Source organism: Algoriphagus aurantiacus, assembly GCF_035156405.1.
Classification (GTDB): domain Bacteria; phylum Bacteroidota; class Bacteroidia; order Cytophagales; family Cyclobacteriaceae; genus Algoriphagus; species Algoriphagus aurantiacus.
The window spans coordinates 54,377-67,577 of the sequence record NZ_JAXRUT010000008.1; the positions used below are offsets into that span (position 1 = coordinate 54,377).

General features: G+C 41.6%; 9 protein-coding genes and 4 tRNA genes. All 13 read right to left on the reverse strand.

Features of this window, described 5'->3' with window-relative positions; all coding sequences use genetic code 11:
• Positions 1 to 12: 12 nt before the first annotated feature.
• The 13 genes from rpoC to SYJ56_RS10065 all read right to left on the reverse strand — a co-directional run bounded on the left by rpoC (position 13) and on the right by SYJ56_RS10065 (position 13,186).
• On the reverse strand, positions 13 to 4,323 hold the full coding sequence (gene rpoC / locus SYJ56_RS10005; RefSeq protein WP_323833915.1) for a DNA-directed RNA polymerase subunit beta': 4,311 nt from the start codon (positions 4,321 to 4,323) through the stop codon (positions 13 to 15).
• 48 nt (positions 4,324 to 4,371) lie between these two features.
• Positions 4,372 to 8,247, reverse strand: coding sequence for a DNA-directed RNA polymerase subunit beta (rpoB, locus tag SYJ56_RS10010; RefSeq protein WP_323833917.1), 3,876 nt, complete (start codon positions 8,245 to 8,247; stop codon positions 4,372 to 4,374).
• Between the two features lie 157 nt (positions 8,248 to 8,404).
• Positions 8,405 to 8,785: a 50S ribosomal protein L7/L12 gene (rplL, locus tag SYJ56_RS10015; protein WP_323833919.1), complete on the reverse strand. Its 381-nt coding sequence runs from the start codon at positions 8,783 to 8,785 to the stop codon at positions 8,405 to 8,407.
• A 42-nt stretch (positions 8,786 to 8,827) separates the two neighbouring features.
• The gene (gene rplJ / locus SYJ56_RS10020; RefSeq protein WP_323833921.1) at positions 8,828 to 9,370 is read right to left on the reverse strand and encodes a 50S ribosomal protein L10; all 543 of its coding nucleotides are present in this window, start codon (positions 9,368 to 9,370) and stop codon (positions 8,828 to 8,830) included.
• 2 nt (positions 9,371 to 9,372) lie between these two features.
• Positions 9,373 to 10,071, reverse strand: coding sequence for a 50S ribosomal protein L1 (gene rplA / locus SYJ56_RS10025; protein ID WP_057939467.1), 699 nt, complete (start codon positions 10,069 to 10,071; stop codon positions 9,373 to 9,375).
• A gap of 10 nt (positions 10,072 to 10,081) precedes the next feature.
• Positions 10,082 to 10,525 (reverse strand): 50S ribosomal protein L11, encoded by a 444-nt coding sequence (gene rplK / locus SYJ56_RS10030; protein WP_091692127.1) that lies wholly within the window; start codon positions 10,523 to 10,525, stop codon positions 10,082 to 10,084.
• A 3-nt stretch (positions 10,526 to 10,528) separates the two neighbouring features.
• Positions 10,529 to 11,086: a transcription termination/antitermination protein NusG gene (gene nusG, locus SYJ56_RS10035; protein ID WP_323833923.1), complete on the reverse strand. Its 558-nt coding sequence runs from the start codon at positions 11,084 to 11,086 to the stop codon at positions 10,529 to 10,531.
• A gap of 18 nt (positions 11,087 to 11,104) precedes the next feature.
• Complete coding sequence (gene secE / locus SYJ56_RS10040; protein WP_026966270.1) at positions 11,105 to 11,293, reverse strand: preprotein translocase subunit SecE; 189 nt, start codon at positions 11,291 to 11,293, stop codon at positions 11,105 to 11,107.
• Between the two features lie 16 nt (positions 11,294 to 11,309).
• Positions 11,310 to 11,383 (reverse strand) — tRNA-Trp (locus SYJ56_RS10045).
• 119 nt (positions 11,384 to 11,502) lie between these two features.
• Positions 11,503 to 12,690: an elongation factor Tu gene (gene tuf / locus SYJ56_RS10050; RefSeq protein ID WP_323833925.1), complete on the reverse strand. Its 1,188-nt coding sequence runs from the start codon at positions 12,688 to 12,690 to the stop codon at positions 11,503 to 11,505.
• 66 nt (positions 12,691 to 12,756) lie between these two features.
• Positions 12,757 to 12,828 (reverse strand) — tRNA-Thr (locus SYJ56_RS10055).
• Positions 12,829 to 12,870: 42 nt separating this feature from the next.
• Positions 12,871 to 12,943, reverse strand: a tRNA-Gly gene (locus SYJ56_RS10060).
• A 160-nt stretch (positions 12,944 to 13,103) separates the two neighbouring features.
• Positions 13,104 to 13,186: transfer RNA gene (locus SYJ56_RS10065), tRNA-Tyr, on the reverse strand.
• Between the last annotated feature and the right edge of the window lie 15 nt (positions 13,187 to 13,201).

The following is a 13,201-nucleotide window of genomic DNA, read 5'->3' on the forward strand; positions in this document are numbered from 1 at the left end:
TTTATTAGAAAATTACAGGATTGCTTCGCTAGATCTTTTAGCACTTCGCTCCATGTTTTCTGAAAGCTTGTCATACTCTTCTTGAGAACCGACGATAACAGGCTGCAATCTCCGCTGACCAGTACCGGCAGGAATCAAGTGACCAACGATTACGTTTTCTTTCAGACCTTTCAACTCATCTCGCTTACCTCTAATGGCTGCTTCTGAAAGCACCTTAGTAGTCTCCTGAAAGGAAGCCGCCGAGATAAATGACTCAGTACCCAAAGATGCTGCAGTGATACCTTGTAGTGTTGGTTTAGAAACAGCAGTTTCTGCATCACGTACTTGTACCAACTTAAGATCTTTGCGCTTCAAGCTAGAATTCTCATCTCGCAATCTTCTTGCTGAGAGAATCATTCCTGGCTTCAACGTAGAAGAATCACCTGCATCCATGACCACCTTACGGTCAAGAATATTGTCATTCTCTTCTCTGAAAGCCCACTTATCCACCACTTGGTTTTGTAGGAACCCAGTGTCACCCGCATCAAGGATTTCAACTTTCTGCATCATCTGGCTTACAATCACCTCGATGTGCTTATCGTTGATTTTTACACCCTGAAGTCGGTATACTTCCTGAATTTCATTTACCAAGTACTCTTGAACAGCAGTTGGGCCTTTGATAGACAAGATGTCATTTGGAGTGATCGCTCCATCAGAAAGTGGCTCACCAGCTCTGATAAAGTCATTCTCCTGAACCAGGATATGCTTAGAAAGGGATACCATATACTTTTTGATCACACCATCTTTAGATTCGATGATGATCTCTCTGTTACCTCTCTTGATACCTCCGTATGTTACTACACCATCGATCTCAGAAACTACAGCCGGATTGGATGGGTTTCTTGCTTCGAATAGCTCAGTAACTCGTGGTAGACCACCAGTAATATCTCTTGTCTTACCTACAGATCTTGGGATTTTTACCAAAATCTGACCAGATCTAACTTTGTCACCTGCTTCAATGGCTAGGTGAGCACCAACTGGAATATTGTATCCTTTTGATTCCTCACCGTAGTTTACAATAATCGCAGGGTTCTTAGTTCTATCTTTCGTATCGATGATTACTTTTTCACGGAAACCAGTCTGATCATCAGAGACTTCCTTATAAGTAACGCCTTCTACTATAGCTTCGAATTCAATTTTACCGTCGAATTCAGAAAGAATAACTGCGTTATATGGATCCCACTTACAAAGAGTCTGACCCTTGGTGATTTTCTCACCTTCTTTCACATTAATAATAGCACCATAAGGAGCGTGGTTAGACACTAGAGTCTTACCTGTCTTAAGGTCATTGATCTTGATTTCACCAGATCTACCCATGACAACTGTTATATGCTCGCCATCTTTGTTAGTAGTCTCGATCAATCGTAATTCGTCGTCAAATTCAACTACTCCGTCAAACTTAGCAATCACACTAGCTTCAACAGCCATGTTTGATGCTGTACCACCTACGTGGAATGTTCTTAGGGTAAGCTGAGTACCTGGCTCACCGATAGACTGTGCAGCAATAACACCTACAGATTCACCTTCCTGTACCATGTGGCCAGTTGTAAGGTTTCTTCCGTAACATTTACCACAAACACCTCTGCGTGTCTCACAAGTCAATACAGATCTGATCTCAACTTCGTCGATTCCGGCTTCGTCGATCAACTTAGCTACTTCATCGTTAATCTGAAGACCTGATTCTACGATTAGCTCATCCGTAGTAGGATGGAAAATATCGTGAACAGAAACACGTCCAAGAACTCTTTCAGAAAGAGGTTCAACAATCTCGTCATTGTCTCTCAATGGTTGTACAAGAAGTCCTCTTAAGCTGCCACAATCGTCTTCAGTTACGATCATATCCTGAGCCACATCTACTAGACGTCTGGTTAGGTAACCAGCATCAGCAGTCTTCAATGCAGTATCGGCAAGACCTTTACGTGCACCGTGGGTAGAGATAAAGTACTCCAATACATCTAGACCTTCTTTGAAGTTAGAAAGGATTGGATTTTCGATGATCTCACCAACAGAGCCTTGAAGGTTTTTCTGTGGTTTAGCCATCAAGCCTCTCATACCACCCAATTGACGAATTTGTTCTCTAGAACCACGGGCTCCGGAGTGCATCATCATGTAGATAGCATTGAATCCTTGCTTATCCTCTTCCATCTGCTTCATCAGATTATTAGTCAAATGAGAGTTGGTACGAGTCCAGATATCAATTACTTGGTTATAACGCTCGTTGTCTGTGATCAGACCCATTCTATAGTTATTCCAAACCTCATCTACCTCATCTTTCGCTTTAGCGATCATTGGTTCTTTTTCTTCCGGAATAATTACATCATTCAGCCCCATAGACAAACCACCTTTGTAGGCCATTTGGAATCCTAGGTGCTTGATGTCATCCAAGAATGTAGCTGTACGTGCCATTCCACATACTTTTACCACCTTAGCGATGATTTGCTGCAGTTTCTTTTTAGTCAAAAGCTCATTTACAAAACCTACTTCTTTTGGCACAAATTGGTTGAAAATCAAACGACCGGCAACGGTCTCAATGATCTCATCCTTGTAACCACCGTCTTCAGTTCTTAATTGAACCTTACACTTGATATTCGCGTGCTTGGAGATTTGCTCCTCATTCATAGCGATGATCACTTCTTCAACACTATAGAACGTCATGCCTTCACCAGCAACTATCTCTTCAGGAGTAGATTTCTTGCCCTTGGTCACATAGTATAGACCCAACACCATATCCTGAGAAGGTACAGTAATCGGAGCTCCGTTAGCAGGGTTAAGAATGTTGTGCGAAGAAAGCATCAAGGTAGAAGCTTCCAAAATTGCCTCATGACCAAGAGGTACGTGAACTGCCATCTGATCACCGTCGAAATCGGCGTTAAATGCAGTACATACCAATGGGTGAAGCTGGATAGCTTTTCCTTCAATTAGTTTTGGCTGGAAAGCTTGAATACCAAGTCTGTGAAGTGTTGGAGCACGGTTAAGGAGCACAGGGTGTCCTTTCAGTACATTTTCCAAGATATCCCAAACCACAGGATCTTTACGATCCACGATTTTCTTAGCAGACTTTACTGTCTTCACAATACCTCTTTCGATCAGTTTCCTGATGATAAAAGGTTTGAAAAGCTCAGCTGCCATATTTTTAGGAAGACCACACTCGTGAAGCTTCAATTCTGGACCTACTACAATCACAGAACGACCGGAGTAATCCACACGCTTACCGAGCAAGTTTTGACGGAATCGGCCTTGCTTCCCTTTCAACATATCAGAAAGGGATTTCAATGCACGGTTTCCATCGGATCTTACCGCATTTACTTTTCTAGAGTTATCAAATAGAGAATCGACAGCTTCCTGAAGCATTCTCTTTTCGTTTCTCAAAATAACTTCTGGAGCTTTGATATCGATCAATCTCTTTAGACGGTTATTTCTGATAATCACTCTTCTATATAGGTCATTGAGATCGGAAGTCGCAAAACGACCACCATCCAAAGGAACCAAAGGACGCAATTCAGGTGGAATAACCGGAACCATACGAACGACCATCCACTCAGGGCGGTTTTCGATTCTGGTTCTAGCATCACGGAATGCTTCTACTACTTTCAGTCTTTTCAGTGCCTCTGCTTTTCTCTGCTGAGAAGTATCAGTGGCCGCCTGGTGACGAAGTGAGTAAGAAAGGTCATCCAAATCAATTCTTGCCAATAACATCTCCAACGCTTCAGCACCCATTTTGGCGATGAATTTATTTGGATCCTCATCGTCAAGCATATGGTTTTCCTTAGGAAGCTTGTCCATGATATCCAAGTATTCATCTTCTGTCAAGAAGTCCAGGTATTGAACTCCCTCTTCTGCTTTGATACCTGCCTGAACAACCGCATAACGCTCATAATAGACAATCTGGTCAAGTTTCTTAGTTGGAAGACCAAGAAGGTAACCGATTTTATTAGGAAGAGATTTGAAATACCAAATGTGCGCAACCGGTACTACCAGCTCGATGTGGCCCATTCTCTCTCTTCTTACTTTCTTCTCTGTAACCTCTACACCGCAGCGGTCACAGATAATACCTTTATACCTGATGCGCTTGTACTTTCCACAATGACACTCCCAGTCTTTTACCGGACCAAAGATTCGCTCACAGAACAACCCGCCCATTTCAGGCTTGTAAGTTCTATAATTGATGGTCTCTGGCTGGGTCACCTCACCGTTTGAGCTATCCAGAATAGATTCTGGGGAAGCCAAACTGATGGTGACTCTGGAAAAATCATTGTTAAGTTTTTTATTTTTTCTGAACGCCATAGTTTTTTGAAAGATATGTAAAGGGCTCTTGCGAGCCCATTCGCTTTATTAATCTAGGGTAATTTCAAGAGCCAAACCTCTCAACTCATGAACCAATACATTGAATGATTCAGGAATATTAGGTTTAGGAAGGTTTTCACCTTTCACAATCGCTTCATAAGCTTTTGCTCTACCAATTACGTCATCAGACTTCACTGTCAGGATTTCCTGCAGTACGTGAGATGCACCGAATGCTTCAAGTGCCCAAACTTCCATCTCTCCAAAACGCTGACCACCAAACTGGGCTTTACCACCCAATGGCTGCTGCGTAATCAATGAGTATGGTCCGATTGAACGTGCGTGCATCTTATCATCTACCAAGTGACCAAGTTTCAGCATGTATGCAATACCTACTGTAATTGGCTGATCGAATTTCACACCTGATAAACCATCGTATAGGTAGGTACGTCCATAAGCCGGTAAGCCTGCCAATTCCAATTCGTGAGACACTTCTTCCATAGAAGCACCGTCAAATATTGGAGTAGCATACTTCTTATCCAGCTTCTGTCCAGCCCAAGCCAATACAGTTTCGAAGATCTGTCCGATGTTCATTCGAGAAGGTACACCTAGTGGATTCAATACGATATCCATTGGAGTTCCATCCTCTAGGAATGGCATATCTTCGTCTCTTACGATTCTTGCTACAATCCCTTTGTTACCGTGACGACCTGCCATCTTATCACCAACTTTCAGCTTACGCTTCTTAGCGATGTACACTTTTGCAAGTTGAACGATACCAGCAGGAAGTTCATCCCCTACTTCAAGAGTAAATCTTTCTCTCTTGAAAGTACCACTGATCTCATTTCTTGAGTTCGTATAGTTTTTCACAAGATGAACGATTAGCCCATTGATGTGAGGATCATTTGTCCAGTCGTCAAGAACTATATCTGAGATTAGATTAGCCTCTTCAGGTACATTGTAATTACTCTCATCTCTGTAAGGATTCTTAGCAGGGAAAAGGTTGTTTTCAATGTTTTTCGCATTGAACTTCTGGCCTTTCGTGATGATCTCATCACCAAATTTATGCTTAACGCCCTGAGAAGTTTTGCCATCAAGGATAGTTACCATCTTATTGATCATTCGGGCTCTGATGCCCAAAAGATCCTTAGAATATCTTCCCTTAAGTTTTTCAACTTCAGCTTTAGACTTAGCTCTTACGTCTTTGTCCTTCTTAGGTCTTGCAAATAGCTTCGTCTCGATCACTACACCATTCAATGAAGGAGAAGCTTTCAAGGAAGCATCTTTCACATCACCTGCTTTATCACCGAAGATTGCTCTAAGCAATTTCTCTTCAGGAGTCGGATCAGTTTCTCCTTTTGGAGTGATCTTACCGATGATGATATCGCCTTCTTTTACTTCAGCTCCAATAGCGATGATACCATGCTCATCAAGATTTTTTACTGCTTCTTCAGAGACGTTAGGGATTTCAGAAGTCAATTCTTCTTCACCTCTCTTCGTATCACGAACTTCCAATTGGAATTCCTCTACGTGAATAGAAGTAAAGATATCTTCTCTTACTACACGCTCAGAGATTACGATAGCATCCTCAAAGTTGTATCCTTGCCAAGGCATGTAAGCCACCTTCAAGTTTTTACCTAGAGCGAGCTCACCGTTATTAGTAGAGTAACCTTCTACCAATACCTGACCTTTTTTCACTTTTTGGCCTTTCAGCACCAAAGGAGTAAGGTTGATTGTAGTATCTTGGTTAGTTCTTCTAAACTTGATCAAGTCATAAGATTTGTATTCATCAGTGAAGTTAACCATGAGCTCATCATCAGTAAGGTCGTACTTGATGACAATTTTCCTAGCATCCACATAATCAACTAAACCATTTGCTTCCGCAATGATCAATGATCTAGAATCAACAGCAGCTTTTGCTTCCAAACCGGTACCCACAATAGGAGCTTCAGCTTTCAACAAAGGAACTGCCTGACGCTGCATGTTGGATCCCATCAATGCACGGTTGGCATCATCATGCTCCAAGAATGGAATCAAAGATGCTGCAACGGATACAATCTGATTAGGAGCAACGTCCATATAGCTGATTTCAGAAGGCTCCAACACTGGGAAGTCACCTTCGAATCTTGCTTTTACTTTTTCATTGATAAACTTGCCAGACTCGTCCAAAGGAGCATTTGCCTGAGCAATGTTATGATTATCTTCTTCTTCAGCAGTCAAGAACAAAATATCCTCAGCTTTCATGCTTACTTTACCCTCTTTTACCTTACGGTAAGGAGTCTCAAGGAAGCCCATTGAGTTCACTTTAGCATGAACACAAAGAGAAGAAATCAAACCAATGTTTGGACCTTCTGGAGTTTCGATAGTACAAAGACGACCGTAGTGCGTATAGTGAACATCTCGAACCTCAAATCCTGCTCTTTCTCTAGATAGACCCCCTGGACCCAAAGCTGAAAGTCTTCTCTTGTGAGTCAACTCCGCCAACGGATTGGTTTGATCCATAAACTGAGAAAGCTGGTTTGTACCAAAGAAGGAATTGATCACAGAAGAAAGCGTACGTGCGTTGATCAAATCGACTGGTTTAAAGTCTTCATTGTCACGAACGTTCATTCGCTCACGGATCGTTCTTGCCATTCTGGCCAAACCAACACCGAACTGGCTATATAGCTGTTCGCCTACCGTTCTTACTCTTCTATTGCTCAAGTGATCAATATCATCGACCACAGCCTTAGAGTTAATAAGCCCGATCAGGTATTTTACGATGTTGATAATATCTTCCTTAGTAAGGACGATTTTCTCAGAATCGATGTCAAGACCTAGTTTTTTGTTGATTCTATAACGACCAACTTCACCTAGATCATAACGCTTGTCAGAGAAGAATAAACTATGAATTACCTCACGAGCTGTTGACTCATCAGGAGCTTCCGTATTTCTTAACTGACGATAGATAACCTCTACTGCCTCTTTTTCAGAGTTAGAACTATCTTTTTGTAATGTATTATAGATGATAGAGTAATCAGCCACGTTCACATCTTCTCTATGAAGAATGATGCTTTTCGAGCCTGAATCCAAGATCATTTCAATGTCTTCGTCTGAAAGAACGGTATCACGCTCTAGCAATACCTCATTTCGGTCGATGGAAACTACTTCACCTGTATCTTCATCTACGAAATCTTCTACCCAAGTTCTCAGAACCCTTGCAGCTAGCTTACGCCCAGCTACTTTCTTCATCGCTGTCTTAGTGGCATTGACTTCCTCAGATAGACCGAACAAGTCCAGGATATCTTTATCAGAGCCATACCCAATTGATCTTAGCAATGTGGTCACAGGGAACTTCTTCTTACGATCGATATAAGCATACATGACATTATTAATATCAGTAGCAAATTCAATCCACGATCCTTTGAAAGGGATAATTCTGGCAGAGTAAAGTTTCGTCCCATTCGTGTGTTTGCTCTGGGCAAAGAACACACCTGGAGAACGATGAAGTTGTGAAACAATAACTCTTTCAGCACCATTAATTACAAATGACCCTTTCTCGGTCATGTATGGAAGATTACCTAAGAATACTTCTTGCTCAATCGTTTCGAAATCTTCATTATCCTCGTCATGGCAAAGTAATCTCAACTTTGCCTTCAACGGTACAGAGTAGGTCAAGCCACGGTCAATGCATTCGCCCACAGAATATTTCGGGGGATCTACTGCATAATCAATAAACTCAAGAGTAAAATTCTCTCTGGAATCACTGATTGGGAAGTTTTCTGCGAATACTTTAAATAAACCGTCTGCCCGGCGCTTTTCTGCAGGAGTATCCAGTTGGAAAAAGTCTTTGAAAGACTGCAACTGAATATCGAGAAAATCCGGATAGCTTTTGACCACCTTAATGGAGGAGAAACTTTTCCTTTCGGTTTGATTCTTGATAGCCAAGGTAGTGTATGTTTATGGTGAAATTTTTGATATCGGAATAATCGTATTTCCGATGAGAATAATGCAATTTTAAACCTGTGCATAAACAGGAAAAGACCTGACTAAAATAGTCAGGTCTTAGGTGTGAACCCCAACCTAATAGTTGCGGTTCAGCAAATTATTTGATCTCTACTTCAGCACCAGCTTCTTCCAAAGACTTCTTCAAGCCTTCAGCTTCGTCTTTAGCTACACCTTCTTTCAATGCTTTAGGAGCAGAGTCAACTAGTTCTTTAGCCTCTTTAAGACCAAGACCTGTCAATTCTTTTACAAGCTTAACAACTGCCAGTTTTGATCCACCAGCAGCTTTCAAGATCACGTCAAAAGTCGTTTTCTCTTCTTCAGCTGCAGCTTCACCAGCACCAGCACCACCTGAAACAACTACTGCGCCTGCAGCAGCTGGCTCGATGCCATACTGATCCTTAAGGATATCTGTCAATTCTTTAACCTCTTTTACAGTCAAGTTTACCAACTGATCTGCAAGTTGCGTAAGATCTGCCATTGTATTTGAAATTTAATATTTGTTTGAATTATTTTTTTTAACTTATTTTTCTTCTCTATCAGCAAGCGTCTTAAGCACACCAGTAATGTTGTTCTGGCCACTTTGCAATGCTGAGATAAGATTCATCGCTGGAGATTGTAGCAAGCTGATTAGATCGCCTAGCAACTCCTCCTTTGACTTCAACTTAGATAACATTTCTAGGTTCTCTTCTCCGATGAAGATATCTGCATCGATGGAAGCTCCTTTAAATGCTGGCTTAGTTGCTTTTTTACCTATTTTTTTTCTAAAATCCAGCAATACGTTTGCCGGAAGATTACTCGTCTCTTTTGAGAAAATAATTCCAGAGAATCCTTTCAATGCATTATCTGACAACTCCGTAAAGTCGGCATCTAAATTTTCCAGTGCTTTGCTGATCAAGGTGTTTTTGTACACTTTGTACTCCACTCCTTTTTCATAACAAGCTCTTCTGAATGCATTCACTTGTGCAACAGAAAAACCTGAAGCATCAGTGATGTAGAAGAAAGGGTTTTCTTTAAATTTCTCAGTAAGACCGTCGATTATTACTTTCTTTTCGTCTCTAGTCATGATTAAATTCCTTGAATGCTACCCTTGTCCACTGCAATCCCAGGAGACATTGTACTGGATAAATGAATACTCTTGAAATATGTTCCCTTAGATGAAGAAGGCTTCAGCTTAGAAATAGTAAGGATAAGTTCTTTCACATTCTCTTCAATCTGCGCTGCAGTGAAGGATGCCTTACCGATACCCGCGTGAATAATTCCAAATTTATCTACTTTGAAATCGATTTTACCCGCTTTTACTTCTCTTACTGCCTTAGCTACATCCAGAGTAACAGTTCCTGATTTAGGATTTGGCATAAGACCTCTTGGTCCTAATACTCTACCCAATCTACCTACTTTCGCCATTACGTTAGGCATAGTGATGATGACATCAATGTCAGTCCATCCGCCTTCGATTTTTGCTATATAGTCGTCCAAGCCTGCGTAATCTGCACCTGCTTCGGTCGCTTCTGCTACTTTGTCAGGAGTACAAAGCACCAATACTTTGATGTCTTTGCCTGTACCATGAGGAAGCGCAACAACGCCTCTTACCATTTGATCAGCTTTACGTGGATCTACACCCAAACGGATGTCAAGATCTACGGAAGCATCAAACTTCGTCATAGTAATATCCTTCACGATAGTAGAAGCTGCCTCCAGGGAGTACACTTGGCTTGGGTCGTATTTAGAAAGAGCTTCTTTTTGCTTTTTTGTTAACTTAGCCATTGTTTTTTATTTATACTTCCCAAGGGGCTTTACCAGATACTGTGATTCCCATGCTTCTTGCTGTACCAGCTACCATTTTCATAGCAGACTCAACTTTGAAAGCATTAAGGTCAGGCATTTTTACCTCCGCTATTTCCTTAACCTGATCCCAGGTTACTGATCCTACCTTCTTACGGTTAGGTTCAGCAGATCCGCTTTTAATTTTCGCAGCCTCAAGCAACATATTTGCCGCTGGAGGAGTTTTTACTACGAAGTCAAAAGACTTGTCTGAGTAGATTGTAATCAATACAGGAAGCACTTGACCCATTTTATCTTGGGTACGTGCATTGTACTGCTTACAAAACTCCATGATGTTCAGACCCTTGGAACCAAGAGCCGGACCTACTGGAGGCGACGGGTTTGCCTGGCCACCTTTCACTTGTAGTTTTAAATAACCAGTGATTTCCTTAGCCATTGCTTAGTCTTGTTTTTCTACTTGTATAAAGTTTAATTCGACAGGAGTATTTCGGCCGAAGATCTTAACCATAACATTAAGTTTTTTCTTCTCCTCAAATATCTCCTCTATTGTTCCGGTAAATCCACTGAAAGGACCGTCCATTACTTTGACAGTCTCTCCGACTATAAATGGTGTATCCAGCTTCTCTGCGAACTCATCAATCTCTTCAACCTTACCTAAAATACGGTTGATTTCTGACTGACGAAGTGGCTCAGGGGTTTTGGAAGCCCCACCTGAGTTAGATCCTAAGAAACCGATTACTCCCGGAATACTCGTAATTACGTGATTGGCCTCACCATTGGAGAGATCCGCATTAACTAAAACGTAGCCAGGAAAGAAGTTTCTTTCTCTAACACGCTTTTTACCGTTACGCATCTCATATACTTTCTCAGAGGGTATTAAGACTTCGGGAATAAAATCGCCTATTTTCTGCCTGGAAATTTCATTATCCAGATAGGTTTTAGTTTTTTTTTCCTGTCCCGCTACTACTCTGAGTACGTACCATTTATGTTCAGCCATTCTGTAATGTCAATTCAATTAGAATAAATCATAAAACCATGTCATAATGTTCTCGAACCCTAGATCCACCACACCTATAAATAGGGCAAAGATCAGAGAGGCGACTAACACCAATACTGCACTATTTTGAAGAAAAGAGAATTTTGGCCAGGTGACCTTATTCTTCATTTCATCATATGACTCCAGGACAAAGTTTTTTAGATTCATAGTGTACTTAACTTACTGGCACGGGCAGAGAGATTCGAACTCCCATCAACGGTTTTGGAGACCGCTATTCTGCCGTTGAACTATGCCCGTGTAAATGAACGTCCCGCTAATGGGAACGCAAAATTAGGTATTGATTACTAAAGAAACAAATGCGATCCCAAAATAATTTGAGATCGCATTGTATAAATAGTCAATCAGTGATTGATGAATTAGTCAAGGATTTCAGTAACCTGACCAGCTCCTACTGTTCTACCACCCTCACGGATCGCAAAACGAAGACCTTTCTCAAGAGCAACCGCGTTAAGCAAAGTTACCTCGATAGTCACGTTATCACCTGGCATTACCATTTCAACGTTCTCTGGAAGTTTGATCTCGCCAGTTACATCTGTAGTTCTAAGGTAGAACTGTGGACGGTACTTGTTAAAGAATGGAGTGTGACGTCCACCTTCTTCTTTTGAAAGAACGTAAACCTCAGCGTTGAAGTTAGAGTGAGGCTTCACAGATCCTGGCTTACAGATAATCATACCACGTTTGATTTGTGACTTTTCAATACCTCTTAGCAATAGACCTACGTTATCACCTGCTTCTCCTCTGTCAAGGATCTTACGGAACATCTCAACACCAGTTACTGTAGACTTAAGGCCTTCAGCACCCATACCGATAATGTCAACCGCTTCTCCAGAGTTTACAACACCTCTTTCGATTCTACCAGTAGCTACAGTACCACGACCAGTGATCGAGAACACATCTTCTACAGGCATCAAGAAGTCTTTATCAATAGCTCTTTCTGGAAGAGGAATGTAAGAATCAACAGCGTCCATCAATTCCATTACAGTATTAACCCACTTTTCTTCACCGTTCAATGCACCAAGTGCAGAACCAGCGATTACTGGGATATTGTCTCCGTCGAATTCATAGAAAGAAAGTAGTTCTCTGATTTCCATTTCCACAAGCTCAAGAAGCTCAGGATCATCAACCATATCTACTTTATTCATAAACACTACTAGTTGAGGAACACCTACCTGGCGAGCCAGAAGGATATGCTCTCTAGTTTGAGGCATTGGTCCATCAGTAGCAGCAACTACTAAAATAGCGCCATCCATTTGGGCAGCACCCGTTACCATGTTCTTAACGTAATCAGCGTGACCTGGACAATCTACGTGAGCGTAATGTCTTTTTTCAGTTTGATATTCTACGTGAGAGGTGTTAATGGTAATACCTCTTTCTTTTTCTTCCGGTGCGTTATCGATAGAAGAAAAGTCTCTTAATTCAGATAGACCCTTACTAGCCAGAACGGTAGTGATGGCAGCAGTCAAAGTGGTCTTTCCATGATCTACGTGACCAATCGTACCGATATTAACGTGCGGCTTGGAACGGTCGAATTGTGCTTTTGCCATGCGTGAAAATCCTCAGTTTAAGTTTAAAGATATATTTAATTTTTTTCTCTTATTATAATCGAAATGAGCCAACGAGGGGATTTGAACCCCTGACCCCTTCCTTACCAAGGAAGTACTCTACCCCTGAGCTACGTCGGCTTAGACTCTTATGCTCCCCTAAGAGTTCTTAGGGAAACAAAGAGCGGGAGACGAGGCTCGAACCCGCGACCTGCAGCTTGGAAGGCTGCCGCTCTACCAACTGAGCTACTCCCGCTTGTAATCTTTCGAGATGAAATCATCTCTGCCGCTCTACCTCTAGGCAATCTATCTTTCAATAATGCCTTGGAGAGCTACTTCCATTTAAACCTGGTCTTATCCAGATTTTTTTTCGCCCTGCAAAATTAGAAAAAAAATTTTGCATTCTGGCAATGGTGTGGGGGAAACAGGATTCGAACCTGTGAAGACTTAAGTCAACGGATTTACAGTCCGTCCCAGTTGGCCGCTTTGGTATTCCCCCAAATTCCGCTTCAAT

Coding starts and splice junctions, on each gene's coding strand:
- rplK (WP_091692127.1), bottom strand. CDS start 10,525: ATGGCTAAGGAAATCACTGGTTATTTAAAACTACAAGTGAAAGGTGGC.
- rplJ (WP_323833921.1), bottom strand. CDS start 9,370: ATGACTAGAGACGAAAAGAAAGTAATAATCGACGGTCTTACTGAGAAA.
- nusG (WP_323833923.1), bottom strand. CDS start 11,086: ATGGCTGAACATAAATGGTACGTACTCAGAGTAGTAGCGGGACAGGAA.
- rplL (WP_323833919.1), bottom strand. CDS start 8,785: ATGGCAGATCTTACGCAACTTGCAGATCAGTTGGTAAACTTGACTGTA.
- tuf (WP_323833925.1), bottom strand. CDS start 12,690: ATGGCAAAAGCACAATTCGACCGTTCCAAGCCGCACGTTAATATCGGT.
- rplA (WP_057939467.1), bottom strand. CDS start 10,071: ATGGCTAAGTTAACAAAAAAGCAAAAAGAAGCTCTTTCTAAATACGAC.
- secE (WP_026966270.1), bottom strand. CDS start 11,293: ATGAATCTAAAAAACTTTGTCCTGGAGTCATATGATGAAATGAAGAAT.
- rpoC (WP_323833915.1), bottom strand. CDS start 4,323: ATGGCGTTCAGAAAAAATAAAAAACTTAACAATGATTTTTCCAGAGTC.